Source organism: Streptomyces sp. H51, from assembly GCF_035656535.1.
Classification (GTDB): Bacteria; Actinomycetota; Actinomycetes; order Streptomycetales; family Streptomycetaceae; genus Streptomyces.
This window is the reverse complement of record NZ_JAYMHD010000020.1, coordinates 172,141-199,038: the sequence shown is the minus strand read 5'-3', so window position 1 is coordinate 199,038 and position 26,898 is coordinate 172,141. Positions and strand designations below refer to the sequence as shown.

At 73.2% G+C, this 26,898-nt stretch carries 24 protein-coding genes and 1 tRNA gene; 7 read left to right on the top strand and 18 right to left on the bottom strand.

Annotated elements, in window-relative coordinates; translation table 11 throughout:
• Positions 1-48 precede the first annotated feature (48 nt).
• Complete coding sequence (locus tag VKA29_RS05510) at positions 49-1,308, bottom strand: hypothetical protein (RefSeq protein WP_420718438.1); 1,260 nt, start codon at positions 1,306-1,308, stop codon at positions 49-51.
• Entirely contained in the window at positions 1,205-2,143 is a 939-nt protein-coding gene (locus VKA29_RS05505; RefSeq protein WP_324784038.1) for a phosphatase PAP2 family protein, read from the bottom strand. The genes VKA29_RS05510 and VKA29_RS05505 overlap by 104 nt, the downstream gene beginning before the upstream one ends.
• Positions 2,144-2,332: 189 nt before the next feature.
• Here VKA29_RS05505 and VKA29_RS05500 point away from each other — a divergent pair, with 189 nt between their 5' ends.
• The gene (locus VKA29_RS05500) at positions 2,333-2,929 is read left to right on the top strand and encodes a histidine phosphatase family protein (RefSeq protein WP_324784037.1); all 597 of its coding nucleotides are present in this window, start codon (positions 2,333-2,335) and stop codon (positions 2,927-2,929) included.
• 962 nt (positions 2,930-3,891) lie between these two features.
• On the opposite strand, the gene VKA29_RS05495 is transcribed toward VKA29_RS05500, so the two are convergent.
• The gene (locus tag VKA29_RS05495; protein WP_324784036.1) at positions 3,892-5,346 is read right to left on the bottom strand and encodes a tetratricopeptide repeat protein; all 1,455 of its coding nucleotides are present in this window, start codon (positions 5,344-5,346) and stop codon (positions 3,892-3,894) included.
• A 298-nt stretch (positions 5,347-5,644) separates the two neighbouring features.
• Between VKA29_RS05495 and VKA29_RS05490 the strand changes: the two genes are divergently transcribed.
• Positions 5,645-6,100 carry a hypothetical protein gene (locus tag VKA29_RS05490; protein WP_324784035.1) on the top strand — a complete coding sequence of 152 codons (456 nt, stop codon included), beginning with the start codon at positions 5,645-5,647 and terminating at the stop codon, positions 6,098-6,100.
• Between the two features lie 48 nt (positions 6,101-6,148).
• Positions 6,149-7,018: a fused MFS/spermidine synthase gene (locus VKA29_RS05485; protein ID WP_324784034.1), complete on the top strand. Its 870-nt coding sequence runs from the start codon at positions 6,149-6,151 to the stop codon at positions 7,016-7,018.
• A 50-nt stretch (positions 7,019-7,068) separates the two neighbouring features.
• Here VKA29_RS05485 and VKA29_RS05480 read toward each other — a convergent pair whose 3' ends face one another.
• Positions 7,069-7,590, bottom strand: a complete 522-nt coding sequence (locus tag VKA29_RS05480) for a hypothetical protein (protein WP_324784033.1) — start codon at positions 7,588-7,590, stop codon at positions 7,069-7,071.
• A 98-nt stretch (positions 7,591-7,688) separates the two neighbouring features.
• Between VKA29_RS05480 and VKA29_RS05475 the strand changes: the two genes are divergently transcribed.
• Together VKA29_RS05475 and VKA29_RS05470 are read left to right on the top strand one after the other, a co-directional pair.
• Entirely contained in the window at positions 7,689-8,402 is a 714-nt protein-coding gene (locus VKA29_RS05475; protein ID WP_324784032.1) for a response regulator transcription factor, read from the top strand.
• The gene (locus VKA29_RS05470) at positions 8,399-9,781 is read left to right on the top strand and encodes a HAMP domain-containing sensor histidine kinase (RefSeq protein ID WP_324784031.1); all 1,383 of its coding nucleotides are present in this window, start codon (positions 8,399-8,401) and stop codon (positions 9,779-9,781) included. The genes VKA29_RS05475 and VKA29_RS05470 overlap by 4 nt, the downstream gene beginning before the upstream one ends.
• Positions 9,782-9,920: 139 nt before the next feature.
• On the opposite strand, the gene VKA29_RS05465 is transcribed toward VKA29_RS05470, so the two are convergent.
• The 4 genes from VKA29_RS05465 to VKA29_RS05450 form a co-directional block, all read right to left on the bottom strand.
• The gene (locus tag VKA29_RS05465) at positions 9,921-11,357 is read right to left on the bottom strand and encodes a GH1 family beta-glucosidase (RefSeq protein WP_324784030.1); all 1,437 of its coding nucleotides are present in this window, start codon (positions 11,355-11,357) and stop codon (positions 9,921-9,923) included.
• A gap of 102 nt (positions 11,358-11,459) precedes the next feature.
• Positions 11,460-12,362 (bottom strand): carbohydrate ABC transporter permease, encoded by a 903-nt coding sequence (locus VKA29_RS05460; protein WP_324784029.1) that lies wholly within the window; start codon positions 12,360-12,362, stop codon positions 11,460-11,462.
• Entirely contained in the window at positions 12,352-13,386 is a 1,035-nt protein-coding gene (locus VKA29_RS05455; protein WP_324784028.1) for a sugar ABC transporter permease, read from the bottom strand. Before VKA29_RS05455 ends, VKA29_RS05460 begins: the two co-directional genes overlap by 11 nt.
• Positions 13,383-14,696, bottom strand: coding sequence for an ABC transporter substrate-binding protein (locus VKA29_RS05450; protein WP_324784027.1), 1,314 nt, complete (start codon positions 14,694-14,696; stop codon positions 13,383-13,385). The genes VKA29_RS05455 and VKA29_RS05450 overlap by 4 nt, the downstream gene beginning before the upstream one ends.
• Before the next feature lie 385 nt (positions 14,697-15,081).
• Here VKA29_RS05450 and VKA29_RS05445 point away from each other — a divergent pair, with 385 nt between their 5' ends.
• Positions 15,082-16,137: a LacI family DNA-binding transcriptional regulator gene (locus tag VKA29_RS05445; RefSeq protein WP_324784026.1), complete on the top strand. Its 1,056-nt coding sequence runs from the start codon at positions 15,082-15,084 to the stop codon at positions 16,135-16,137.
• Positions 16,138-16,527: 390 nt separating this feature from the next.
• On the opposite strand, the gene VKA29_RS05440 is transcribed toward VKA29_RS05445, so the two are convergent.
• The 5 genes from VKA29_RS05440 to VKA29_RS05420 form a co-directional block, all read right to left on the bottom strand.
• Complete coding sequence (locus VKA29_RS05440) at positions 16,528-17,025, bottom strand: GNAT family N-acetyltransferase (protein WP_324784025.1); 498 nt, start codon at positions 17,023-17,025, stop codon at positions 16,528-16,530.
• A 66-nt stretch (positions 17,026-17,091) separates the two neighbouring features.
• A tRNA-His gene (locus VKA29_RS05435) sits at positions 17,092-17,164 on the bottom strand.
• 116 nt (positions 17,165-17,280) lie between these two features.
• Positions 17,281-17,883, bottom strand: coding sequence for an oligoribonuclease (gene orn, locus VKA29_RS05430; RefSeq protein ID WP_324784024.1), 603 nt, complete (start codon positions 17,881-17,883; stop codon positions 17,281-17,283).
• A gap of 171 nt (positions 17,884-18,054) precedes the next feature.
• Positions 18,055-19,311, bottom strand: a complete 1,257-nt coding sequence (locus VKA29_RS05425) for a helix-turn-helix domain-containing protein (protein ID WP_324784023.1) — start codon at positions 19,309-19,311, stop codon at positions 18,055-18,057.
• Positions 19,312-19,743: 432 nt separating this feature from the next.
• The gene (locus VKA29_RS05420) at positions 19,744-20,022 is read right to left on the bottom strand and encodes a hypothetical protein (RefSeq protein ID WP_324784022.1); all 279 of its coding nucleotides are present in this window, start codon (positions 20,020-20,022) and stop codon (positions 19,744-19,746) included.
• A 315-nt stretch (positions 20,023-20,337) separates the two neighbouring features.
• Here VKA29_RS05420 and VKA29_RS05415 point away from each other — a divergent pair, with 315 nt between their 5' ends.
• Entirely contained in the window at positions 20,338-20,865 is a 528-nt protein-coding gene (locus VKA29_RS05415; RefSeq protein ID WP_324784021.1) for a universal stress protein, read from the top strand.
• Between the two features lie 364 nt (positions 20,866-21,229).
• Here the strand turns inward: VKA29_RS05415 and glmS are convergent, their stop codons facing one another.
• The 5 genes from glmS to VKA29_RS05390 all read right to left on the bottom strand — a co-directional run bounded on the left by glmS (position 21,230) and on the right by VKA29_RS05390 (position 26,877).
• Positions 21,230-23,047 (bottom strand): glutamine--fructose-6-phosphate transaminase (isomerizing), encoded by a 1,818-nt coding sequence (gene glmS / locus VKA29_RS05410; protein ID WP_324784020.1) that lies wholly within the window; start codon positions 23,045-23,047, stop codon positions 21,230-21,232.
• 14 nt (positions 23,048-23,061) lie between these two features.
• Positions 23,062-23,319: a hypothetical protein gene (locus VKA29_RS05405; protein ID WP_324784019.1), complete on the bottom strand. Its 258-nt coding sequence runs from the start codon at positions 23,317-23,319 to the stop codon at positions 23,062-23,064.
• 104 nt (positions 23,320-23,423) lie between these two features.
• Positions 23,424-24,308, bottom strand: coding sequence for a DUF4429 domain-containing protein (locus tag VKA29_RS05400; protein WP_324784018.1), 885 nt, complete (start codon positions 24,306-24,308; stop codon positions 23,424-23,426).
• Between the two features lie 248 nt (positions 24,309-24,556).
• Positions 24,557-26,326 carry an IucA/IucC family siderophore biosynthesis protein gene (locus tag VKA29_RS05395; RefSeq protein WP_324784017.1) on the bottom strand — a complete coding sequence of 590 codons (1,770 nt, stop codon included), beginning with the start codon at positions 26,324-26,326 and terminating at the stop codon, positions 24,557-24,559.
• Entirely contained in the window at positions 26,323-26,877 is a 555-nt protein-coding gene (locus VKA29_RS05390) for a GNAT family N-acetyltransferase (protein ID WP_324784016.1), read from the bottom strand. Before VKA29_RS05390 ends, VKA29_RS05395 begins: the two co-directional genes overlap by 4 nt.
• Positions 26,878-26,898: the final 21 nt, after the last annotated feature.

Below are 26,898 nucleotides of genomic sequence, written 5' to 3'. Positions count from 1 at the left end.
GGTGCGGGCGGCCCGCGGGGCGCCCGGGGTCCGTGGCGGGTACCGCGGTCATCGGGCCGCACCTCCCGCGGTCACGGCCCCCAGCGCCTCTGCCCCCAGAACCTCGGCCCGCAGCGCATCGGCCCCCGGCGTCCCCGGCGCACCGGCCCCCAGCGCCTCGGCTCGCAGCCGTGCCGCCCGGCGCAGCGCCGCGACGGCCGGATCATCGGGGTCCCCGGCCTCCGCGCGGGCCGCCGCCAGGACCTCCCCGACCGTGCGCAGGCCGCCCAGTTCGGCGCGGACCGGGCGGCCGAGGGAGGTCACCGAGCCGGCCGCCCGGGAGCGGTCGCGGCAGTGGAAGGCCAGCTCGCAGGAGGACAGGCACTCCGGCGCGTACGTCGCCGGCACCGACTCCACCGCCGCCGTCAGCTCGGCGGCGGGCAGCTCGGGGGAGAAGCAGGTGCCCTCGGGCAGCTCGTCGGCGATGTCCTGTACGCGGGTGAGGCGGGCGAGCTGCCGACGGGTGACCGCGTGCTGCTTGCGGACGTCGACGGCGGAGGCGGTGGGCAGGTTGGAGAAGTCCTTGGGGCACACCAGGAGGATCCGGTGCCGCACCTCGGGCGCCGGGTCGAGGCGGCCGGCCACCTCCTCCAGGGCCAGCACGTACACCGCGGCCTGCCGGGCCGCCGCACCCACCTTCGCCGGGTCGGCGGAGCCGTCCAGCATCGGGAAGGACTTGATCTCCACGACCGTCCAGCTGCCGTCGGGGTGCACCACCACCGCGTCCGGCTCCAGGAACGCGGGGGAGCCGGCCACGTCGAGCGCGAGCATCGGATGGTCGAGCAGGGTCCACTCGCCCGGGGCCGCGGCGGCCTCGCGCAGCGCCAGCGCCGTACGGGCGGCGCGGCCCTCGGGGCCGGTGGCGGCCAGATCGGGCACGCGCGCGCCGACGGGCGGCTCGGCGGTCCGGTCCAGCTTCTCGCGCACCAGCCGCAGCAGCTCGGCGCCGCCGTCCGCCTTGACCTTCGCCTCGAAGGCGTTGCCCCGCACGAACGCGAACTGGGACTGCCCGAAGACCGACGGCGAGCCCAGCGCGCCCGCCAGCGCCGCCTTGTTCACCCCGGCGCCGTCGAGGATCGCGCGCCGTCTGCAGCCCGGGTTGGCGGCGAGGGCCGCCAGGGCCCGCGCGTCCAGCGCCTTGGCCGGTACGCCGGGCCCCCGCAGCTCAGCGAGCCGCTGCCGGAGCGCCTTCTCCCGCGTCGGTGGAAGAGGCGTCCGGCCCGGCTCCGGCTCCGGTCCGGGACTCGCGCTGACGTGGAATTCGCTCACCCGCGGAAGTCTGGCATCCGGCACTGACAATCGGGGAACCGGAGGCGCCGGAGAGCCGGGCGGCGAACGGGACCCGCGCCCGGAGCACGTCCGCGCGGCGCATCACGTACGGCGCCAGCAGCAGACCCACGCCCATCACACAGGCGCCCGCGACCGCGTCGAGGAAGTAGTGGTTGGCGGTGCCCATGACCACGACGGTGGTCAGCAGCGGGTAGGCGACCCCGGCGACCCGGGCGGCGCGCGTCCCGCCGTGGCGCCACAGCATCACCCCGCACCACAGCGACCAGCCCACGTGCAGGCTGGGCATCGCCGCGTACTGGTTCGTCATGCCGCCGAGGCCCTTGGGGGCGCTGGCGGCGGCGCCCCACCAGCCGTACGAGCTGTACTGGGCCATCGTGTCGACGAAGCCGTGGCCCGCCGACAGCAGGCGGGGCGGGCAGGTCGGCAGCAGCGTGAAGCCGATCAGGCCGATGAAGGTGGACGTCATCAGCCAGGTGCGGGCCGCCCGGTAGAACCGGGCGCGCGAGCGGAACAGCCAGATGAGGACCGCGGGCGTGACCAGGTAGTGCAGCGACGCGTACCAGAAGTCGGCCGGCACGCCGAGCCACGCCTCGCGCGTGAACAGGCGGTTGAGCGGGTGCTCGGCGTTGATGTGCAGGACCTTCTCGATCTGCAGGATCGACAGGCCGTGGTCGACGGCGCTCGCGGTGTCGCCGCGGGCGAGCAGCCGGCCGGCGGAGTAGCAGGCGTAGACGAGCAGGATCAGCGGCAGTTCCGTCCACCAGCGCAGGCGGGTGCGGGCCGCCTCCGTGCCCGGTGTCTCGGTCTGCGGCATCCGATCCCCTCCCCCTTCGCTCTGGCGCGTGCCCGTTGATCGGGACGTGTCACTTTACGGCGTCGTACGGCATCCCGGGGGAGCCCCCCGGACCTCATAGACGCCGGCATCGCCCGCCGGGTTGCCCCTGGGCGGCGTAGGCGATGATGGACGCCCTCCCCCTCGGACCCACCCGGAAAGGCCCCTTCCATGGCACCGCGCATCCTGCTGGCCCGGCACGGACAGACCGAGTGGTCGATGTCCGGCAAGCACACCGGCAGGACCGACGTACCGCTGCTGGAGGAGGGCCGGCGCGGCGCCGAGCTGCTCGGCGAGCGGCTGCGGCGCGTCCCCTTCGCGGGGCTGCCCGGCGTCGAGGTCCGCACCAGCCCGCTGGCACGCGCGCGCGAGACCTGCCGGCTCGCCGGGTTCGGCGAGCGGGCGCAGGCCTGGGACACGCTCATGGAGTGGGACTACGGCGCGTACGAGGGCATGACCCCGGGCGACATCCAGGCCCTCCGGCCGGGCTGGCTGATCTGGCGCGACGGAGTGCCGGAGGGCGAGAGCCCGGCCGAGGTGACCGCCCGGGCGGACGAGGTGGTGGCCTGGGCACGGGCCGAGGACCGCGACGTGCTCGTGTTCGCGCACGGGCACATCCTGCGGACCATCGGCGCCCGCTGGCTGGGCCTGCCGCTCGCCTTCGCCGCCCGCATCAGGCTCAGCCCCGCCTCCCTGTCGGTCCTCGGCTGGGCCTACGGCGAGCCCGCCATAGAGAGCTGGAACGACTCCGGCCACCTGACGCCGTAGCCCAGGACCCCGCGGACGCGACAGCCCGCGTCCGCGCACCGCTCGCGCCCTGCCCGGCGCCCGGCGCCTTCCCGGCTCGTTGCGTCGTGTTCGTGGGCGATGTCGTCCGTGGGTTGTGGGCGGTGGGCTTCGGGCCTGGGCTGCCGGTGCGGTCCGGGTCGTCTGCTGCGTCGTGTTCGTGGGCGATGTCGTCCGTGGGTTGTGGGCGGTGGGCTTCGGGCCTGGGCTGCCGGTGCGGTCCGGGTCGTCTGCTGCGGCGCAGGGCTCGCGGGGCGTTCGGACTGTCCGGCGTCTTCCTGGTCCGGGCCCGGTCCGGCTCGTTGCGTCGTGTTCGTGGGCGATGTCGTCCGTGGGTTGTGGGCGGTGGGCTTCGGGCCTGGGCTGCCGGTGCGGTCCGGGTCGTCTGCTGCGGCGCAGGGCTCGCGGGGCGTTCGGACTGTCCGGCGTCTTCCTGGTCCGGGCCCGGTCCGGCTCGTTGCGTGGTGTTCGTGGGCGATGTCGTCCGTGCGGTCGTGGACGGCGGGCCGGCCCCGCGCCCGGGCCACCGGCGCTTCCCCGGGGCGCCCGTTGCCGCGCAGCGCTCGCGGCACGGCACGGCACGATCAGCTTGGCGTCCGCCCGGCCCGCCCGTCGCCTCGCGGGCCGACGTGCTCCGCGCGGTCGTGGGCGGCTTCCCCCGCGGACCGGCGCGGGCCGCCCGCGCTTCGCCGGGGTGGCCCGCGTCCACGTAGTGCCCGCGGCCGCCTGGGCCTGCCCGCGTGCCTTTCCGGTCCGGGCCCGCACGTGGGCTCGTGGCCGACGGGCGGGCCCCGGACCGGCACCCGTCGCCTCGCGGCCGATGTCGTCCGCGCGGTCGCGGACGGCGGGCTCCGGGCGGCCCGGCCGTGTGCCGCTCGCCCTCCCGGGGTGGCCCGCCGTCGCGGGCGGTAGGCCTGCGCGCCCGCTGTCGGGGGCGTGCGGGATCAGGTGGGGCGGGGGGAGGAGGCGTGGCGTTCCAGGAAGGGGGCGACTCCCGATGCCCGCCGGTGCGGCAGCAGCACCCGGGCTGTGCCCGCCAGCATGGTCTGCACGCGCGACGACTGGACCTGGCCCAGCAGGTCCAGCACCCGCGTGCCCGCCGCCGCGGCCTCGTCCGGACGGCCGCCGCGCGCGAGGTCGTCCGCCAGCTCCGCGGTGTACAGCGCGATGTTGCGGGTGAAGTGCGGGTCCTGAAGGCGCGCCGCCCGGCGCGCGTGCCGGGCGGCGCGCGGCCAGTCGCCCAGCGCCGACCAGCACTGCGCCTCCAGCCCCTCCAGCTCGGCCTCCCCGTAGAAGCTCATCCACTCGGGGTCGGCGTCCGAGGGGCCGCGGTCGTGGAGGGCCTGCGCGCGGGCGAGGGCCTGTTCGCAGCCGGTGCGGTCGGCCAGCCCCGCCCAGCCGCCGGCCTCGCGCAGCGCCAGCAGCGACATCAGCCGGTGCGATCCCAGGGAGCGGGCGACGCGCTGCGCCGCCTGTGCGGCCCGCACCGCCTCGCGCGGCCGGCCGGCGTCGCGCGCGAGGAACGCCATGTTGCAGAAGGCGTGTGCCTCCAGGGCGTCGTCACCGGTCATCCGGGCGGTCGCGAGCGCCTCCGCGTAGTGCGAACGGGCGTCGTCGTAGCGCCCCGAGTCGTGCGCCAGCCAGCCCACCGAGATGGCCAGTTCGCCCGCGCCCGAGTGGAGCCGGTCGGCGGTCGCCTGACGGGTCGCGCCGGCGTCCAGCAGCGCGTACGCGGCGCGCAACGGGGCAGCCGCGCGCCGGTAGAGGCCGTCGGCGCCGTGTCGGTCGTCGAGCAGCCGGATCCGGCGCACGGCTTCCTCCAGGGCGCCCGCGTCGCTCGCCCCCGGGCGCCGGACGGGCCGCTCCGCGGCCGCGGCGTCGAGGGCGAGCCCCAGGGGGCCCACCAGCGAGGCGGCGGCCACCGTGGCGCCCCCGCCGGTCATGAATCCGCGACGCAGCACGTCGCTCTCCTCGTGATTCTCGTGGTGCTCGGGTGTGTCTTTCCGGTCCTGCGTGTCATACGGCCCGAAGGCGACCCTCGTCTCATCCGCGGCGGGCGCCGAGGCCGCCGGCTGCGCCAGGGGCGGGTCCTCGGCGGTGCGCGCCCCGCGCCCGCGTACGGACGAACGCGGCACGAACCCCAGGTCGGTGAGCGTGCGGCCGGGGAACATGTGCAGGAACACCCGCTCGTAGGCGTAGTTCGGGCACCGGATCTCGCCCGCCTCGACCCGGCCGATGTAGCGCGCGTCGCAGCTCACCCGTTCACCGATCTCGCGGGCCGCCCGCCGCACCGCCGCGGCGAACTCGGCCGGCGAGCGCCGCCCGCGCAACCGCCGGAAGACGAGGTTCGGCCGTGGCTGCCCCGCGGGTGCGGACGCTGACCCCTTCGACGACACCATGGCCGGGTCCTTCCTCGCGAACCGTCGAACCATGCCGGACCTGTGGTGAGCCGGCCCCGTTGCCGGGGCCGTCCCCCTGTTTCCGGCGGGGAAGAAGGTACTCGCTGTACCGGACCCACCACGCAGGGTTTGGCGGCAAATCGGACGTCTCCCCCACGATCTGCCATGAACTGCCATCCCTTACGGCGGACTTCCGCCGTAGCCGTTGACGCCCTGGCGCGTTGAACCCCGTGGGCCGGGAGCCGCCCGACTCCCGAGCCGCCCGCTCGTTGCAAGGAGTTGCGTGGTGGAGGCCGGGATGAAGACCAGACAGAGCACCGGACCGCAGACGGCGCGGACGCCGCACACACCGCTGACGACCGCGGGGCCCCCGCCGGCCCCGGAGCGCGGCGGTCCGCCGCCTGCCGCCCCCGGCTGCGACGTGGTGACGGTTCCGGCGCGGCAGGGGCTGGAGGCGGTCGACATCCTGCGGCGCGGCGCGTGCGACGCGGTCGGGCCCGTGCTGCACGACGACGGCGGCGACACGCTCGGCTTCGTGGTCCCGCCCGGCACGGCCGCCGCGTGGGACGTGCCGGGCAGCACCTGCACGGAGACCGAGGCGCTGGGCCTGAGCCAGGACCCCGAGCCGCCGGTGGAGGGGGCGGACTGGCTGCTGCCGCCCGGCGAGGCGGACCCCGCCACCGACCCGGCCGTACTGCGCCGGGCGCTGGGAGAGGCGGCCCGCATGATCGAGGCCGCCGACAACTGCCACTGACCCGGGCCCCGAGGGCGGCGCCGTCCGCCGGTTGCGACAATGGCCGCCATGGGAAAGCCCAGGAACGCCCGGCGCGGGAGCGGTGCCGCACACGTCGTCGTCGAGGCCGTCGACGGCGGGCTCGCCGAACTCGTACCCGACCGGGACCGGGCGCGCGCCTGGACGCTGCTCATCGACGGCGCGCCGCAGTCGCACGTCGACCTCGACGACCCGGCCCGTCTCTCCTTCGAGTACCAGCGCCGGTTCGGACACGTCGTCGACCTCGCCGCGCCGGCCGGGAAGCCCATCCACGCCGTGCACCTGGGCGGCGGGGCGCTCACCCTCGCCCGTTACGTCGCCGCCACCCGCCCCCGCTCCACCCAGCAGGTCGTCGAGCGCGACGCGGCACTGGTCCGACTGGTGCGCCGTGAGCTGCCGTTGGAACCGAACGCGCGGATACGGGTGCGCTGCGCCGACGCCCGCGAGGGCCTGCGCAAGGTGCCCGACGGCTGGGCCGACCTGATCGTCGCCGATGTCTTCAGCGGGGCCCGCACGCCTGCCCACCTGACCTCCACCGAGTTCCTCGACGAGGTCCGCCGGGCGCTGCGGCCGGGTGGCCTGTACGCCGCGAACCTCGCCGACGGGCCGCCGCTCGCCCACCTGCGCGGCCAGATCGCCACCGCCGCCGCCCGCTTCCCCGAACTCGCCCTGGTCGCCGACCCGACGGTGCTGCGCGGCAAGCGGTTCGGCAACGCCGTCCTCGTCGCCTCCGACGCCCCGCTGCCGGTCGCCGAGCTGACCCGGAAGGCGGCCGGGGACCCGCACCCCGGCAGGGTCGAACACGGCCGCGCGCTGCGCGACTTCACCGGCGGTGCGGCCGCCGTCACGGACGCCGCGGCGGTCGCCTCCCCGGCACCGCCGCCCTCGGTGTTCCGCTGACGCCCTGGGTGTTCCGTTGACGCCCTCGGTGCGCCACCGCCGGAACCGGCTCAGTAGGTGCCGATGTCCACGTGCGGTGGGCCGTCGTGCCAGGTGCAGAACACCGACACCCGGTCCGCGCCCGAGGCGAACTCCACCCGGATCCACGACTCCGTCTTCCACACCCGCATCGACCACCCCGCACCCGGCGTCGCCGACACCAGCGTCGCGGACGCCTCGCCCAGGTCGAACACCGCCCGGCCGCCTTCGGTGTCGTAGCTCCTGACCCGGCCGGCGGCGGTCGCGGACGGGCCGGTCCGCGTCGCCGGGGTCCGCGACGACGACGGCGCCGGCGTGGGCGTCGGGGCCGCGGACCGCCGGTGCGAGGGGCTCGCCGGCGGGGACGGCCGCCGCGTCGACGACGCCCGCGGCTCCGCCTCCCGTGCGGCCCCGCCCGCCGCCGTGACGGGCAGGGCGCGCGGCGGGTCGTACGCCGTGCCCGCCAGCACGGTGTGGACGCCGAACCACGACAGCGTGACCGCCGCGCCGGTGGCCAGCAACCACGCCAGTACGTGTACGAGTCCTCTGCGCATCGCCCGTCATACTGCCCCACCGGCCCCGGGAGCCGCACTCGGCGGGAGTTGTCCACAGGCCCCGGTGAGGTGCGCCCGCATGGCGTACGGTGCCGCGCATGGCAAGTGTGCTAGTGGTCGAGGACGACCAGTTCGTGCGCTCGGCGCTGATCCGGCACCTGACCGACGCCGCCCACACGGTGCGCAGCGTCGGCACGGCGCTGGAGGCGCTGCGCGAGGTCGCCCACTTCCGGTTCGACGTCGTCGTCCTGGACCTCGGTCTGCCCGACCTGGACGGGTCCGAGGCCCTGAAGATGCTGCGCGGCATCACCGACGTGCCCGTGATCATCGCCACCGCCCGCGACGACGAGGCGGAGATCGTCCGGCTGCTGAACGCGGGCGCGGACGACTACCTGACCAAGCCGTTCTCCGTCGAGCACCTGTCCGCGCGGATGGCGGCCGTCCTCAGACGGTCCCGCCCGGCCGCCGGGGAGGCCCCGCACTCCGGCGTCCTGCGGGTCGGCGGCCTGACCGTCGACCCGCTGCGCCGCCGGGCCGAACTGGACGGCGTCCGACTCGCCCTCACCCGCCGCGAGTTCGACCTGCTCGCCTTCCTGGCCGGCCGCCCCGGCGTCGTCGTCCCCCGCAAGGAACTGCTCGCCGAGGTGTGGCGGCAGTCCTACGGCGACGACCAGACCATCGACGTCCACCTGTCGTGGCTGCGCCGCAAGCTGGGCGAGACCGCCGCGCACCCCCGCTACCTGCACACCCTGCGCGGTGTCGGCGTGAAACTGGAGCCGCCCGCCGACCCGCCCCCGGCGCAGCCGCGATGAGGTGGGCCCTGGTCAAGGTCTGCCTCGCGGTCACCGCCATGGTCGTGGTCGCCTTCGCGGTGCCGCTCGGTCTGGTCGTCCAGGAGATGGCCCGCGACCGCGCGTTCTCGGGCGCCGAGCGGGAGGCCGCCGCCCTCGCCCCGGCGCTGTCCATCACCACCGACCGCGGCCAGTTGGAGAAGGTCGTCGCCTCGGCCGGCTCGGACGCCGGTATGGCCGTGCACATACCGCCGGCCGACGGCAGGGCGGCCGTCGACCTCGGCCGGCAGCGCGCCGCCGACGCGGACATCGCCACCGTGCGGAGGCTGGGCCGCGCCTCCACCACCGAGGTCCCCGGCGGGTCCACGCTGCTCCAGCCGGTCGCGCTGAGCTCCGGCACGATCGCCGTCGTCGAGGTGTACGTCCCCGAGTCCGAGGTCAGCAACGGCGTCGGCACGGCCTGGGCGGTGCTCGCCGCCGTCGGCGCCGCGCTCGTCGTCGGCTCGGTCGCGGTCGCCGACCGGCTGGGCGTCCGCATGGTGCGGCCCGCCCAGCGCCTGGCCGAGGGCGCGCACGACCTGGGGGAGGGCAAGCTGGGCGCCCGCGTGCCGGAGGACGGACCGGCCGAACTGCGGCTCGCGGCCGTGGCGTTCAACTCGATGGCCGACCAGGTCGTCCAACTCCTCGCCAACGAAAGGGAGCTGGCCGCCGACCTGTCGCACCGGCTGCGCACCCCGCTGACCGTGCTGCGGCTCAACGCGGCCTCGCTCGGCGACGGGCCCGCCGCCGAGCAGACCCGCGCGGCCGTCGCCCAGCTGGAGCGCGAGGTCGACATCATCATCCGCACCGCCCGCGAGGCCAAGCCGCAGACCGCGGCCGCCGGCCCCGGCGCCGGATGCGACGCGGCCGAGGTCGTCCGGGAGCGGATGGCGTTCTGGTCGGCGCTCGCGGAGGACGAGGGCCGCAAGTGGCGGGTGGCCGGCGCCGACCGGCCGGTGCGCATACCCGTGGCCCGCCCGGACCTCGCGGCCGCCCTGGACGCGCTGCTCGGCAACGTCTTCCGGCACACCCCGGAGGGCACCGCCTTCGCCGTCGACCTGCACAACGGCGAGGACGCGGTGATCGTGCTCGTGTCCGACGCCGGGCCGGGCATCACCGACCCGGAGGCGGCCGTGGCCCGCGGGCGCGGATCCGGCGCCGACGGCTCGACCGGCCTGGGCCTGGACATCGTGCGCCGCCTCGCCGAGTCGACCGGCGGCGATCTGCGGATCGGCTCCTCGGTGCTGGGCGGCACCGAGGTGCGCGTCCGGATCCAGCTCTACGCACGGGAGCGCCCGCCCGCCCGGCTGGGCCACCGCGGAACCGTACGTCGCCGCAGGCGCACCGCCCGCGCCCGCTGAACCCCCGGCCCCGGCGGCGCGACGGCGGCGCCGAGCCGGGTGCCGGGGCCGCCGGGGGAAAGGAACGGGGCGCGGCGCCCCTCACAGGCGCCGCGCCCCGTTCCCCGCTTCCGGGGACCCCGTTCTCGGAGCCCCGCGCTCAGGCGGCCTCCACCGGCGGCAGCGAGCCGGTGCGCGCCGCCTTGCCGTACCAGTGGGCGCTCGACTTCGGCGTGCGGGCCAGCGTCGCGTAGTCGACGTACACCGCGCCGAAGCGCTTGCCGTAGCCGTACGCCCACTCGAAGTTGTCCATCAGGGACCACAGGAAGTAGCCGCGCACGTCCGCGCCGTCGGTGATGGCCCGGCGCACCGCCGCCAGGTGGCCGTGCAGGTAGGCGATCCGCTCCGGGTCGTGGACGCGGCCGTCCGGGTCGGGCTTGTCGTCGTAGGCCGCGCCGTTCTCGGTGATGTACAGCGGCAGGCCCGGCGCCTCCCGGGTGTAGCGCATGATCAGCTCGTGCAGGCCCGTCGGGTCGATGGTCCAGCCCATCTCCGTGCGCTCGCCCGGCGTCTGGTGGAAGGCCACGTCGTCCGCGCCCGGCCAGGGCGAGTGGTCGCTCGCGCCGTGTCCGTCGGCCCGCGGCGCGCGCGCGTCGGCGTCCGTCGCGGACACCAGGGTCGGCGTGTAGTAGTTCAGGCCCAGCGCGTCCAGCGGCTGCTGGATCACGCGCAGGTCACCGTCGAGGACGTACGACCAGTCGGTGACCGACGCGGTCGCCTCGAACAGGGTCCCGGGGTAGGCGCCGTGCAGGATCGGGCCGTGGAAGACGCCGTTGGCCAGGTCGTCGATCCTGCGGACCGCCGCCAGGTCGGCAGGGGTCTGCGACAGCGGCCGCACCACCGACGAGTTCAGGCTGATCGCGACCTGGTTGCGGGCCGGCATGACGGACCGCAGGGCGGTGGTGCCCAGCCCGTGCGCCAGGTTCAGGTGGTGCGCGGCCCTCAGCGCGGCCTCCGGCTCCGTACGGCCCGGCGCGTGCACACCCGAGCTGTAGCCCAGGAACGCGCTGCACCACGGCTCGTTCAGGGTGATCCACTGCTCCACCCGGTCGCCCAGCGCCTCGCCGACGATCTGGGCGTACTCGGCGAACCGGAACGCGGTGTCCCGCTCCGGCCAGCCGCCCGCGTCCTCCAGCTCCTGCGGCAGGTCCCAGTGGTAGAGGGTGACGGCCGGCTTGATGCCGCGCTCCAGCAGCTCGTCCACCAGCCGCCGGTAGAAGTCCAGCCCCACCTGCACGGCCGGGCCCCGGCCGGTCGGCTGCACCCGCGACCAGGAGATCGAGAAACGGTAGGCGTTCAGGCCGAGGTCGGCCATCATCGCCACGTCCTCGCGGTAACGGTGGTAGTGGTCGACAGCGATGTCACCGTGCTCGCCGCCTGCCGTCTTGCCCGGCGTATGGCTGAAGGTGTCCCAGATCGAGGGCGTACGGCCGTCCTCCCGAGCCGCCCCCTCGATCTGGTACGCGGAGGTCGCGGCGCCCCAGAGGAAGGCGGGAGGAAAGGTCACCGGGGTCGCCGGCTTTGCGGGCTCAGGCATGGAAGCGCTCCCAAAATGGTCGTGGAGACCGAAGGGTCGAAGGAAGAAGAGAAGAGGGGGCCGGGGCGGCGCTGACCCGGCTCCCGGGGACTCGGCGGCGCGTCAGCCCTTGATCGCGCCCTGCATGATGCCGCCCACGATCTGCTTGCCGAACAGCAGGAACGCGATGAGCAGCGGAAGCGTGCCGAGCAGGGCACCCGCCATGATCACCGCCTGGTCGGGGACGTACCCCGTGCCCAGCGAGTTCAGCGCCACCTGCACGGTCGGGTTCTGCTGGTTCAGGGCGATGATCGGCCACAGGAAGTCGTTCCAGGCGAACACGAACGTCAGCAGACCCAGCACGGCCATGGCCGGCCGCGCCGCGGGGAAGACCACGTGCCACACGATCCGCAGGCTGCTCGCGCCGTCCACCCGCGCCGCCTCGATCAGCTCGCTCGGCAGCGCCTGCACCAGGTACTGCCGCATGAAGAACGTACCGAAGGCGGTGACCAGCGTCGGCAGGATGACCGTCTGGAGCTGGTTCGACCAGCCGAGGTCCGACATCCACAGGTACAGCGGTACGACGGCCAGCTGCGGCGGGATCATCATCGTGCCGATGGTCAGCAGCAGCAGCACGCCGGAGAACCTGAACTTCAGCTTGGCGAAGGCGAACCCGGCGAGCGTGGAGAACAGCACCGTGCTGATGGTGATGGTGCCCGCCACGAGCGTGCTGTTCACCATCGCCGTGCCGAGCCCGGCCTCGTCCCACGCGGTCTGCAGGTTCTTGAACAGGTTCCCGCCGAACCACAGCGGCGGCGGCGTCTGCGCCAGGCGCTGGTCGGTGCGCGAGGCCGCGATCGCCGTCCACACCAGCGGGGCCAGCGAGACCAGCGCGAACAGCGTCAGCACCACGTAGGTGACCGGGCCGGCGTCCAGCTGCTTGCCCGCGCCCATCACCCGGTGCCGGGACTTCCGGCCGCCGCCCTTCACCTTCGACTGAGGCAACGTCAGTTCACTAGCCGTCATGGGTCTTCCTCAGACGTCGGTTGATCAGCAGATTGATCCCGGCGATGATCAACAGGATCAGGAACATCGACCAGGCGATCGCGGACGCCTTGCCGAGGTTGCCGATGATCCAGCCCTGGTCGTACATGTACAGGCCGAGCGTCTGGTACTGGTGCTCGGAGCCGCCCTTGGAACCGCTCACCCCGCCGAACAGCAGCGGCTCACCGAACAGCTGCGTGGCGCCGATCGTGGACACGACCACCGTGAACAGGATCGTCGGCCGCAGCATCGGGATCGTCACGTGACGGAACTGCTCCCAGCGGTTGGCACCGTCGATGGCCGCCGACTCGTACAGGTCGGTCGGGATCGCCTGCATCGCCGCCAGGTAGATCAGCGCGTTGTACCCGGTCCACCGCCAGATCACGATCGAGGACACCGCGAACTGCGAACCCCAGTCCGCCTCACGCCAGTTGACCGGATCGATACCGATGAAGCCCAGCAGCCAGTTGACCAGGCCGCCGTCCCACGAGTACAGCAGCGTGAACACCAGGGTCGCCGCCGCCACCGAGGTGGCGTACGGAGTGAGCATCACGACCCGCCACGCGGTCGAACCGCGCAGCTTGTAGTTCAGCATGTGCGCGAGCCCGATCGCCGCGAGCAACTGCGGCACGGTGGAGATCACGCCGATGGTGAGCGTGTTCTTCAGCGCGTTCCAGAAGAAGTCCGAGGACAGCAGGTTCTTGTAGTTGTCCAGACCGGCCCAGGTCTGCGTGTCGAGCGACGACAGCTGCACGTTGTGCAGCGAGTACCAGGCCGTGTACAGCAGCGGGACGAGCGAGAAGGCGCCGAAGATGACGAAGAAGGGGGCGATGAACGCGTACGGCGACGCCTTCATGTCCCAGCGGTACAGCCGGCTGCGCCAGGAGCCGGAGCCCCCGGACGGCGTACCACGACCGTGAGCGCCCCGGGCCGCGCCCGGCGTGATGCCGGGCGCGGCGTCGGCGCTCGTCGCGGGATGCGCGAGAGCCTGCTTGGAGCTGCTCACTGGCCGAGCACGTCCTTGATCTCGCTCTTCGCGGCGTCCCAGCCCTGCGAGGGCGACTTGCCCTTCTGCTCGACCTGGAGGATGCCGACGTCGGTGAGCGCGGTGTTGATCGGCTGGTCCTTGACGCCGAAGTACTGGACCGGGATGGTCTTCGCCGAGTCGCCGAAGATCTGGGTGATCGGCGCGTCGGAGAAGTACGAGGTGGTCTCGGCGGCCGGCTTCAGGCTCGCGTACGCCGACGGGGTGGACGGGAAGCTCGCCTGCTTGGCGAACACCTTCGCCTGCTGTTCGGGCGCGGTCAGCCACTTCGCCAGGGCGATGGCCTCCTTCTGGTGCTTGCCCGCCGTCGGCACGCCGACGAAGGAGCCGCCCCAGTTGGCCGCGGTCGGCGCCGCCGCCACGTCCCAGTTGCCCTTGCCGGAGTCACCCGACTTCTGCTCGATGTAGCCGATCATCCACGCCGGGCAGGCCACCGTCGCGAAGGTGCCGTTGGCGAAGCCCTGGTCCCACGGCTTGTCGAACTGCTTCAGCTTCGCGGACATGTTGCTGGTCGCCACGGTCATCGCGGCGTCCCAGGCCTTCTTCACGCCGTCGGACTTCTCCCAGATGACGTTGCCGTCCTTGTCGTAGTACCGCTCGCTGCCGCCGCCGAGCGCCGCGTTGTAGACGGAGGAGGCGGAGTCGACGTACTTCGTGCCGCTCGGCGCCTTCTTCATGTACTGCTTGCCGAGGTCGACGTACTTCGCCCAGTCGCCCTTCCACTGCGCGGCGAGCTTGGTGCGGTCGGTCTCCAGGCCGGCCTTCTTGAACAGGTCCTTGCGGTAGCAGATCGCCATCGGACCGACGTCGGTGCCGAGGCCGATCAGCTTGCCGTCCTTGGTGGTGGCCTGGGCGTTCTTCCACTCCAGCCACTGCGACTTGTCGACCTCCTTGCCGAGGTCCACGAACTTGTCGGCCTGCGTCTGCACGGCCTCGGTGATGTTGCCGACCTCGATCGCCTGGATGTCGTCCGTGCCGGAGCCGGCCTGCAGGCGGGTGAGCACCTTGGGCCAGTACACGTCGGTCCTGGTGGTGACGTTCTCCTTGATGGAGATGTTCGGGTGCAGCTTCATGTACTCGTCGTACAGGCCGGCCTGCTTGTAGCCGAAGACACCGAAGGTGCCTATCGTCAGGGTGGTCTTGCCCTTGGCGTCACCACCACTGTTCGAGCCCGACGAGTCGTCGTCCGAGTCATTGGCGCAGCCGGCCAGCAGGCCTGTGGTCAGCGCGGCGACGGCCGCGAAGGCCACCAGCCGGGTACTCGTACGCATGTGCGTCCTCCTGTTGCCTGACGTGCCGACCCCCCGGCCAACTGCACTGTTGGGCCCGTTTTCTTGCTGCGGCTCGGGCGGGGAACGTGCGGGACATGTATGTGTCAGGTACCGTGGGAGCGCTCCCACAGGTGATGTGTTGAAGGTTCGTCGGTTCGGGCGGGGGTGTCAAGGGAGCGGACGCCGCGAGATGCGTTCAGTTATCGGCCTGTTAACTGGAATCGTAGAGTCCGCTGCTTTCGCGGATCGCCCGGTGTCGCGGTTGCCCGCCGGGCACCCGGGCGGGGGTGCCGCGCGGCGGCCCCCGGGGCAGGTCACCGTAAGGGGCGGGACTGTTAGATTCCAAGGCCAGCGTGATGATGACGGCGGGAAGGCGGCGGAGCCCATGGCAAGCCACGGAGTGCGGGGGCGCAGCGGCGGGCGGCCCACCCTCGAGGAGGTCGCCGCCCGCGCCGGTGTGGGCCGGGGCACGGTCTCCCGGGTGATCAACGGGTCGCCGCGGGTGAGCGAGGCGACGCGTGCCGCCGTCGAGGCCGCGGTCGCGGAGCTGGGCTACGTGCCGAACACGGCGGCCCGTGCGCTCGCCGCCAACCGGACCGACGCGATCGCCCTGGTCGTGCCCGAGCCGGAGACGCGTTTCTTCGCCGAGCCGTACTTCTCCGACATGCTCAAGGGCGTCGGCGCCGCGTTGTCGGACACGGAGATGCAGCTGCTGCTGATATTCGCCGGCAGCGACCGCGAGCGCCGCCGCCTGGCGGAGTACCTGGCCGCGCACCGGGTGGACGGTGTCCTGCTGGTGTCGGTGCACGCGGACGACCCGCTGCCCGACATGCTGGCGCAGCTGGAGATCCCGGCGGTGATCAGCGGTCCCCGGTCGGCCGCGGAGACGCTGACGTCGGTGGACTCGGACAACTACGGCGGCGGGCGCTCGGCCGTGGAGCACCTGCTGTCCCGCGGCCACCGCAAGATCGCCCACATCACCGGCCGCCTCGACGTCTACGGTGCCCAGCGCCGTGTCGACGGCTACCGCGACGCGCTGCGCGACGCGGGGCAGGAGGTCGACGAGCGGCTGATCGAGCCGGGCGACTTCACGGAGGAGGGCGGCCGCCGGGCGATGAAGAAGCTGCTGGACCGCTCTCCGGACCTGGACGCCGTCTTCGCGGGCTCGGACGTCATGGCGGCCGGCGCCCGTCAGGTGCTGCGCGAGGAGGGCCGCCGCATTCCCGAGGACGTGGCCCTGGTCGGTTACGACGACTCGGCGATAGCCCGCCACATGGACCCGCCGCTGACCAGTGTCCGCCAGCCGATCGCGGAGATGGGCCGCCGCATGATCGACCTCCTGATGTCGGAGATCGCCGACCGCCGCCCTGCCGTGTCGCGCGGTCTGGAGCGCCGCCAGATGGTCCTGGCGACCGAACTGGTACCGCGAGCGTCGTCCTGACCGGCCGCTGAGCGGCAGGCGATCGGCCCGGCGGCCGTCCGCTGCCCGGCCCGGCAGGCGATCGGCCCGGCGGCCGTCCGCTGCCCGGCCCGGCAGGCGATCGGCCCGGCGGCCGTCCGCTGCCCGGCCCGGCAGGCGACAGGCCCGGCGGCCGTCCGCTGCCCGGCCCGGCAGGCGACAGGCCCGGCGGCCGTCCGCTGCCCGGCCCGGCAGGCGATCGGCCCGGCGGCCGTCCGCTGCCCGGCCCGGCAGGCGACAGGCCCGGCGGCCGTCCGCTGCCCGGCCCGGCACCGGTGAGGACGTGATCCACCCGGTGCCGCCGATGCGTCGTCCGCACCGGTGTCTCCGAGGATGTCGTCCGTTGCCGCCGGGGACCGCGCGGTGGGGGCGTCAGGCGCGCAGGTCGAGGCGCCAGCGGGTCTCCCCGTCCCGTTCCTCGTCCGTCGGCGCCAGTCCCGCGGCCGTGGCTACGGCGGCGGAGGCCGCGTGGGCGGGGTGGATGTGGGCGATCACCGTGCGCGTGGAGCGCCGGCCCAGCCAGTCGACGAGGGCGCGGGCCGCCTCGCGGGCGTGGCCGCGGCCCTGCCAGGGAGTGCCGACGACCCAGGCGATCTCCGCGACCGGTCCGGCGACCGTGGCCTGGACGGTTCCCACCAGGCAGGCGTCCGTGCGGCTGTGCAGCACCCAGTTCAACCAGGAGACGGCCGGGTCGGGGGATCCGGCGACGAGACGTTCGTAGCGGGTCCGCAGGGCGTCGGGGGCGGCGGGGGAGCCGCCGGTGAAGGTGTGCAGGGCGGGGTCCGACAGCACGGCGGCCATCTCGTCGGCATGGTCGACGCGCAGCGGGAGAAGGCCGAGGCGAGGGGTGCCGATGATGTCGGCGCGCACGTGGGCCTCCGGGGAACGAGTCAGCCGGTGACCTCGCTTTCGCGAGGTCACCGGCTGATGACTCAGGGTGAGTGACGGGACTCGAACCCGCGACATCCTGGACCACAACCAGGTGCTCTACCAGCTGAGCTACACCCACCATGACCGGAGGTTCAGATCTGTGGTTTCCCTGACCGGCCGAGAAAAAGTGTACAGGGTCCGAAGGGGTGCTCGCGCCCGGCTTTCGCGGCGCCCCTCCGGGCGGCCCCGGAAGGCCTACTGCGCAGGCAGGACGTGCTTCGCGGCGATCGCCTTGGCGGTGTCCGAGTCGGGGCCGGGCTGCGGCACGAAGATCGCCTCCCGGTAGTAGCGCAGCTCGGCGATCGACTCGCGGATGTCGGCGAGGGCGCGGTGGTTGCCGTTCTTCTCGGGGCTGTTGAAGTACGCCCGCGGGTACCAGCGCCGGGCCAGCTCCTTTATGGAGGAGACGTCGACGATGCGGTAGTGGAGGTAGTCCTCCAGCGTGGGCATGTCCCGCAGCAGGAAGCCGCGGTCGGTGCCGACGGAGTTCCCGCACAGCGGAGCCTTGCCGGGTTCCTTGACGTGTTCGCGGACGTACGTCAGGACCTGCTCCTCGGCGTCGGCCAGCGTCGTGCCGCCGGCGAGCTCGTTCAGCAGCCCGGACGCGGTGTGCATCTGACGCACCACCTCCGGCATCGTCTCCAGCGCCGAGTCCGGCGGGCGGATGACGATGTCCACACCCTCGCCGAGCACGTTCAGCTCGGAGTCGGTGACGAGGGCGGCAACCTCGATGAGCGCGTCGTCGGACAGCGAGAGGCCGGTCATCTCGCAGTCGATCCACACCATGCGATCGTTCATGCGACCACCCTAAAGCTGACGTCCGGCTTTGCGACGCCCGGTGCCGGTGCCGGTGCCGGCAGCGGTGCAGAGCCCGGGCGGGGCCGGGACCGGTGCAGAGCCCGGGCGGGGCCGGGACCGGCCGCGGACGCCGGACGGACGGAGCGGGTCCGTCCGTCCGGCGTCGCCGGATCAGGTGCCGCTGCGCTGTCCCGGCACGGCCGCCCGGGCCGCGAGGTAGGCGTCGCGGCCGTTGTCGGACGCGGACGCCGCCGCGTACGCCGAGGCCGGTGACGGCGCCGGGCCCATCGCGCTCGCCGCGGTGCGGCGGGTCTGCGGCGGGACCGGACCCTCCGGGTGCAGCGCAGGCGCCGGTCCGGGGGCGCCGACGGGTGCCGCCGGACTCTCCGGCTCGACCGGCCGCTCGCTCTGCGGCCGCCGGGCCCGGTACGCCGCGCGGTACGCGGCCGGGGACGAGCCCAGCTGCCGGCGGAAGTGGCCGCGCAGGGCCACCGGGGAACGGAAGCCGCAGCGGCCGGCCACCTCGTCCACCGAGTAGTCCGACGTCTCCAGCAGGCGCTGCGCCTGCAGCACCCGCTGGGTGATCAGCCACTGCAGGGGGGCGCTCCCGGTGAGCGAGCGGAAGCGGCGGTCGAAGGTGCGCCGGCTCATGTAGGCGCGCGCCGCGAGGGTCTCCACGTCGAACTGCTCGTGGAGGTGCTCCAGCGCCCAGGCGACGACCTCGGCGAGCGGGTCGGCGCCGATCTCCTCGGGTAAAGAGCGGTCCAGGTAGCGCTCCTGGCCTCCTGTCCGGCGCGGCGGGACGACCAGCCGGCGCGCGAGCGCGCCGGCCGCCTCGTTGCCGTGGTCGGTCCGCACGATGTGCAGGCACAGGTCGATTCCGGCCGCGGTGCCGGCCGAGGTGAGCACGTCCCCGTCGTCGACGAAGAGTTCTCTCGGATCGACGTGGACCGACGGGTAGCGCTTGGCCAGCGTCGGCGCGTACATCCAGTGTGTGGTCGCCGGGCGGCCGTCCAGCAGGCCGGCCGCGGCCAGGACGAAGGCGCCGGTGCACAGCCCGACGATGCGGGCGCCCTCCTCGTGGGCCCGGCGCAGCGCGTCGAGCGCCTCCTCCGGTGGCGGCGAGGTGATCGAGCGCCAGGCCGGCACGACGACCGTGCCCGCGCGCGAAATCGCCTCCAGCCCGTGTGGCGCGGTCAGTTCCAGGCCCCCTGTGGTCCGCAGCGGGCCTTCCTCACCGGCCGCCACCAACAGGCGGTAGCGCGGTACGCCGGCGTCCTGGCGGTCGATCCCGAACACCGACAGCGGAATGGAACTCTCGAAGATGGGGCCGCCGCTGAACAGCAGCACCGCGACGATCTCCTTGCGGCGTCGCCCGGAAAGCTTCCGGGCCGCGGCTTCCGGCGCGGCAGTGGAGTCGTGGCTCATCCTGCTAAGCCCCCCTCGGTGGTCGCGGCTCCTCGGTTGTGTCGCTCCTGCACGTTTCCCCTCGGTCCTGCACGAGTCCCCCGCCGTAAGACGTCAAGATCGAATCTACTGTGTCCCGTGGTGCCGGGGTGACCGACTTCGGCAACCGGCACATTGTCGACATGGCAACTTGGCGTGAAGCATTCGATCACGAAGCGTTGCACTCGTGGGCCGTGCAGGGAAGTGCGCCTCGTGGCGGTGGCCAATCCGCATAGGGTGCGTGGGGCCCGCGACCCCCTGTCCGTGCAGGTGGAACGGGGGTTGGGGGGTGGTCGGCCCAAAGGATGCGCGGTGTCCAGAAGTTGGCTGAAAAGATGCGCTTGCGTGCGCGGAAACCGGTCAGCCGACCGGTGTACGTCCCCCGGTGTGACGTCCGCCTCGGTGCGGGCCCGCTCAGGCCCCGTGGCGGCGGTCGCGGTGCGGGACCCGCGCGGCGGCCGGCGGCCGGGCCGCGCCGCGCTCCGAACGGCGCAGCGGCAGGCGGCAGACGGACGTGACGGCGGCGAGGCCGCCGGCCGTGCCCGCCGCGCCGGCGAGGGAGGTGCCGCACCACAGGAGGACCACCGGGACCAGGAAGCAGCTGAAGGCCGCCCAGCGGACGAGGCCGGTCGCGGAGTCCGGGACCGGGGCGCTGCGGCGGGGGCGGTCGGGAGTGCGGTGCGGTGCGGCCATGCGTGTGCTCCCTGGGACGGCGGTCACCGGGTTCAACGCCTGTTCCACCGGGCGGTCACTGTACGCCTCGGCCGGGCGGGCGGCACGGACACCTGAACCCCGGGCGAACCGCCTGTACGTCGCAGCAACCATTGCGTGACGGGCGCACCCTCGTGCATGCTCCCTGGAACCCCCGCCGGGTCGTGGGCGGGGTCTGGGCTAAGGAGGCGTGCCGCCGTACCCTTGGGGGTATGGGGTTGGGAAGATGTTTCCCGGACACAGCTCCGCCGCACACTGTCGTCCCACCCGATCAAGGATCACAACGCCGAGACAGCCATGGCCGGTCACGAATTCTTCGAACCCGCGGACCGCAAGCGGCCGGTCGCCGACCCCACGGCGGCCGATCCCCTGGCGGCGGAAGAGCCACGCCATTCCTGCGATCCCGCCTTCAAGCACGGTGTCGTCGTGGGATTCGACGGCTCGACCTCCAGTGAGCGAGCCCTCGCGTACGCCGTCGGCATGGCCCACCGCTCCGGCTCGGGCCTGATCATCGTCCACGTCGCCAACCGGCTGCCCACCACGGTGTGGGCGGGCTGCGAGCCGCCGGTCTTCGTCGACGTGCCCGACCACCGCACCGAGGTGCTCGGGCTGGAGCTGGCCTGTGCCGACCATCTCGCCGAGGTGCCCTGGATCCTGGTCGAGCGCGGCGGCGACATCTGCCACGAGCTCGAGGAGGTCGGGCGGGAGTACGAGGCGGACGCGATCGTCGTCGGCTCCACGCACGGCATCGCGGGGCGCATCTTCGGCTCCGTCGCGGGGCGGCTGGCCAAGCGGGCGCGGCGGCCCGTGGTGGTCATCCCGTAGCTCCCCGTAGCTCCCGCGGTCCGGTTGTAGCCGCGGACTTCGCGGTCGCCGACTCACGCATCGTCAAATCCCCCGCGCGCGGCGCGAATCTACCGGCGCGTAGGGGTGTCCGCGTTTTTGCACAGGGCATATATCGCTCACGTACCCGTGTTCGACGGGCTGCCTGCCGGGGTGTGACGGCCGCCGGCCGAGGCAGCCGGGGGCCGGGAGCCGAGGGGCGTGGCGGCCCCGGCCGTTGAGAGGAGCGACCCCCTGTGCGGGTGGCACACAGGGGGTCGTTCGGCCCGCGCGCGGAGGGCACCGGGTGCGCGGAGGCGGATCTACGTCACCGTCACTACGCCACCCGTCTCCACTCCGCCGTCTTCTACTCCACCGTCACGGACTTGGCGAGGTTGCGCGGCTTGTCGATGTCCCGGCCCAGGGACAAGGCCGTGTGGTAGGCGAGGAGTTGGAGGGGGATGCCCATCAGGATCGGGTCCAGCTCGTCCTCGTTCTTCGGGACCACGATCGTCTGGTCGGCCTTCTCCTGGTGCTGGTGGGCCACCGCCAGGATGCGGCCGCTGCGGGCCTTGATCTCCTCCATGGCCGCGCGGTTCTTCTCCAGCAGGTCGTCGTCGGGGACGATGGCGACCGTCGGCAGGGCCGGCTCGATGAGTGCCAGCGGGCCGTGCTTGAGCTCGGAGGCCGGGTAGGCCTCGGCGTGGATGTAGGAGACCTCCTTGAGCTTCAGCGAGGCCTCGCGGGCCACCGGGTAGCCCCGGACGCGGCCGATGAAGAGCATCGAGCGGGCGTCGGCGAACTGCTCGGCCAGCTTCTTGATCTCCTCCTCCTGCTCCATGATCTCGGAGATCTGCGCGGGCAGCCGGCGCAGACCCTCGATGATCCGCTTGCCGTCGCGGACGGAGAGGTCGCGGGTGCGGCCCAGGTGCAGCGCGAGCAGCGCGAAGGCGACCGTGGTGTTGGTGAAGCATTTGGTGGACACCACGCACACCTCGGGCCCGGCGTGCACGTAGATGCCGCCGTCGGCCTCGCGGGCGATCGCGGAGCCGACCACGTTGACCACGCCCAGCACCCGCGCGCCCTTGCGCTTGAGTTCCTGCACGGCGGCGAGGACGTCGTAGGTCTCGCCGGACTGGGAGACGGCGATGTAGAGGGTGTCGGGGTCCACCACGGCGTTGCGGTAGCGGAACTCGGAGGCCGGCTCGGCGTCCGCGGGGATGCGGGCCAGCTCCTCGATCATCTGGGCGCCGATCATGCCCGCGTGGTAGGAGGTGCCGCAGCCGAGGATCTTCACGCGGCGGATCTGGCGCGCCTCACGGGCGTCCAGGTTCAGGCCGCCGAGGTGCACGGTGGAGAAGCGGTCGTCGATCCGGCCGCGCAGCACACGGTCCACAGCCTCGGCCTGCTCGTGGATCTCCTTGTGCATGTAGGTGTCGTGGACGCCCATGTCGTACGACGCCGCCTCCCACTCCACGGTGGTCGGCTCGGCCGTGGTGCGGGTGCCCTCGGTGGTGTAGGTGCGGAAGTCGTCGGCCTTGAGGGTGGCCATCTCGCCGTCGTCCAGCGTGACTATCTGCCGGGTGTGGGCGACCAGGGCGGCGATGTCGGAGGCGACGAACATCTCCTTCTCGCCGATGCCGAGGACGACCGGGGAGCCGTTGCGGGCCACCACGATCCGGTCGGGGAAGTCGGCGTGCATCACGGCGATGCCGTACGTGCCCTCGATGACCCGCAGGGTCTCGCGGACCTTCTCCTCCAGCTTCTCGGCCTGGGAGCGGGCGATGAGGTGGACGAGGACCTCGGTGTCGGTCTCGGAGAGGAACTCCACGCCGTCCGCCTCCAGCTTGCGGCGCAGGTCGGAGGCGTTGTCGATGATGCCGTTGTGGACGACGGCGACCTTGCCCTCGGCGTCCAGGTGCGGGTGGGCGTTGACGTCGGAGGGGGCGCCGTGGGTGGCCCAGCGGGTGTGGGCGATGCCGGTGGTGCCCTTGAACCGCGCCGGGACCTTGGCCTCCAGGTCGCGGACCCGGCCCTTGGCCTTGACCATCTTCAGCCCGGCCGTCTTCGGGGACGTGACGACGATGCCCGCCGAGTCGTAGCCGCGGTACTCCAGCCGCTGCAGGCCCTCGAGCAGCAGCGGGGCGACGTCACGCTTCCCGATGTATCCGACAATTCCGCACATGGAAGATGTGTCCCTCAGCCGTAGACGATGCGGCGCAGCTGCCGGAGCGTGAGCTCCGGAGGTGCCACCGCCCGGTATTTCAGGTCCGCCTCGATCCGTTCGAAGATCGTCGAGTTCACCAGGCCCTGGGCCTGCAGCTCGCGGTGGCGGCGACGGACGTACTGCTCGGTCGTCTCGTCGAAGTAGGCGAGCACGTCCTGGATCACCCGCAGTGCCTCGCCCCGGCTCAGGGGCGTGGTCCGCGTCAGGTGATCTACGAGTTCGTCGTGCACCGGTAGATCATGGGCCACCGGAGGCGGTTTCGCAAGAATCCTGCCCGATTTCGGGCAAGGGGCTGCTGGAACCCCTGTCGGGGTGCACGGGCGGCGGGCGGTTCTCACATGCGCTTGAGGACCGCCTGCTTGGCCAGGGCGAACTCCTCGTCCGTGAGGACCCCCGAACGGTGCAGGTCGCCCAGCTCGCGCAGTCGCCGCAGCAGCGCGTCGTGGTCGTCCTCGCGGGCCGGCCCGGGCGGCTCGGGGAGCCGCGGGCGCGGCGGTTCCGGCTCCGGCGCGGCCGCCGTCGAGGGGTGCGGCAGCCGGGCCTGCACGGCCGCCGCGACCAGCGCCATCAGCGGGTCCTTCTTGAAACCCCACAGCTCGACGGCGTGGGGGTCGTACTTGGGCGGCGCCTCGGTCGCCGCGTCCTTCACGGTGAAGCGCAGATGCCCGTTCTCCAGGCCGACGGCCGGCTGCCACTCCACGGCGGCGATGTCGGTCAGGGCCAGGGTGCGGGCGCCGGCGGCGGCCTTGGCGTCCTCCGTCTTCCAGTTCCACTCCAGGCGGACCCGCTCGCCGTCGAAGCTCGCGGTGCCGTCCCCGGCGGAGACCGACAGCGGGACCGGCGGTCCGGACAGCAGGAACTCGGTCGCCGGGCCGGCCGGGACCTGGTCCAGCAGCAGGGCGCTGCGGACCTCGTCCGTGAAGTACTCGGCGACGCCGTGACGGTCGGGCTCGACGATCAGCTGGTAGGGGTCGTGGGGTTCGGTCAGCCGGCCGCCGGTCGCGTGCAGCAGCGGGTCGGCGCCGTCCCGCAGGCGCAGCCGCAGCCGGCCCGCACGCTTGCCCTGCTCGAACGAGATCCCGGCCAACGCGCCCAGCGGCACGACGAGTTCACCGAGCGTCTGGCGCAGCAGGCTGACGTTCTTGTCGCGTCCGGGAGTCAGTCGGAGCGCGTCGCCGTCGAACGCCCAGGTGCCGTCCTTCTGGAGGATTTCCGCCATGGGGGGATTGTCGCACCGGTTCCCCGGGCGGGTGATCCGCACCGATCCGGGCGACCGGCGCAAGCGGTGCAAGCGGCACAAGTGGTGTGACCGGCGTGGCGGGCGCGGCGGTCGCGACCGGCCGGCGGGCGTGACGGGCAGGCGGGCGTGACGGGCAGGCGGGCGTGACGGGCAGGCGGGCGCGGAGGGTGCGGAGGGCGAGGTGGGCACCCCGCGGACCGTGCCGCGGGGTGCCCGCTCGTGCCGGGTCAGTACCGCGCGAGGGGGTTCCTCAGGGTGCCGGCGAGCTGGAGCGCGCCGGACGGGTCGGCCAGGTCCACCATCTGCCGGTTGTCGCGCAGTTGGAGCCGGTTGAGGCAGGACAGGGCGAACTCGGGGGCGAACAGGTCGTACCGGGCGAACCTGTCGGCCAGCCCGGGCGTCGACTCCTGGTACTCGCGGGTGACGTCGGCGACCGTCCGCCAGAAGCCGTCCTCCTCCAGGATCCCCCCGGTGGCGAGGTTCGCGGCGAGGAAGCGGAAGAAGCAGTCGAAGACGTCCGTGAAGACCGACAGCAGCCTTTGTTCTTCGGGCACTTCCACGCGGACGCGCCGCACCTCGGGCGGCAGGACCGCGTCCGGGTCCAGGACGGCGATCTCCTCGGCGATGTCCTTGTAGACCGCCCGCCGCACCACGCCGTCCCTCAGCACCAGGATCACGTTCTCGCCGTGCGGCATGTAGACCAGTCCGTAGGCGTAGAAGCTGTGCAGCAGCGGGACGTAGTAGGCCCGCAGGTAGTGCCGCAGCCATTCGGCGGGGGCGAGGCCCGACCGCTCGATCAGCGCGCCCGCGACGGACGCGCCCTCGTGGTCGACGTGCAGCAGGCAGGCCATGGTGGCCAGGGACTCGCCGTCCGCCAGCGAGGTGACCGGGCTCTCCCGCCACAGCGCCGCCAGCATCTTGCGGTAGGGCGAGCGGCGGTCGGTCGCCTTCTCGTACTCCGGGTGCCGGTAGCCGACCGCGGCCCGCTCACGGATGATCGTCAGGCCGGTCGCCCGCAGCACCGGGTCGGCCTCGACGAGCCGGGCCAGCCAGTCGTTGATCGCCGGGGTGGCCTCCATGTAGGCGGCCGACAGACCGCGCATGAAGCCCATGTTGAGCACCGACAGGGCCGTCTTGACGTAGTGCTTCCCAGGGTGGGAGACGTTGAAGAAGGTCCGCACCGACTGCTGGGCCAGGTACTCGTCGTCGCCCTCGCCGAGGCACACCAGGTGCCCGCGGGCGACCTCGGCGGCGAAGGTGACGGCGAGCTTGTTCCACCACTGCCAGGGGTGCACGGGGATCAGGAGGTAGTCGGCCGGGTCCAGGCCCCGCCCGGTGAGCGTGCGGTGGAAGCGTTCCACGGCCGTGTCGCCCAGCTCCTGCCGGACGAACGTCCCGTACTCGATCCCGGCGCCGGCCGTGAACGCCGCCCGCGAGCGGTGCGCGGCCAGCCATACCAGGCGCACCGGGCTCGCGGTCTCCGGGGCGTACGACAGGTAGTCGTGGACGCCGAAGCCGAGCCGGCCGTTGTTGGCGACGAAGCAGGGGTGGCCCTCGGTCATGCCGGTCTCGACGTCCTGGAAGCCGGCCCGGGCCAGCTCGGCGGCGGTGACCGGCGGCTTGGTGAGCTTGTAGCAGATGCCCGAGACGGTGGAGGAGATCTCCTCCAGGTAGACGGGCAGGATGTCGTCGCCCAGGCCCAGCGTCCGCCGCAGTTCGATGAAGAACTCCAGTGCGTCCAGGGGTATTTCGGCGCCTTCGCGGTGCCGGGTGATGGAGTCCGCGTCCACCTGCCAGTGGTCCAGGGCGCGGCGGGTGGCGGTGAACCGGTAGTGGGTCAGCCCGTCGTCGCCGCGGACGACGTACCCGTCGCCGTCCGGCTCGGGGGTGATCAGCCGCTCGTGCGCGAACTCGGCGAGCGCCTTGCGCAGCAGGAGGCGGCCCGCCCGTTCCCAGCGCTCGGGGGAGAGGTGGGCCACGGCGTCGGCGGGGCTCACGCGACCGCCCCCGTCGCCGCCCGGAACCGCTCCCGGGTGCAGACGCTCAGCAGCGCCCGCTTCTCCGGTTTCTCGATCTCGCGCAGTGGTTCGAAGCCGACGGCCGCGTTCAGGGCGTGGACGGCCTTGTTGCGCACGTCCGGCTCGACCACGACCCGGGCGGCCGCCGGGTCCGCGAAGAGGTGCGCCAGTACGGCGGTGATGACGGCGCGGGTGAACCCGTGCTCGGGCGTGTCGGTGGCCGGTACCAGGAAGTGCATGCCGACGTCACCCGGCTCGGGCTCGTACAGGCCGGTCAGTTCGCGGTGCGCGGGGTCGTACTTCTCCATCAGGAAGGCGGGTTCGCCGTCGCGCAGGCCGAGCAGGGCGTGGTGGTGCCGGTCGGCGGCGATCTCCAGGTAGGCGCGCTCGACGTCCTCCCGCCGGGCGTCCCGCATCATCCAGAAGGCCGCCTTGGGGTGCGTCACCCAGCGGTGCAGCAGTTCGCCGTCGGCCGGCGGGTCGACGGGCCGGAAAGTGAAGGCCGTGTACCGGGTCGTCTGCCGGGTCATCGGGATTCCTCCGTGGATACC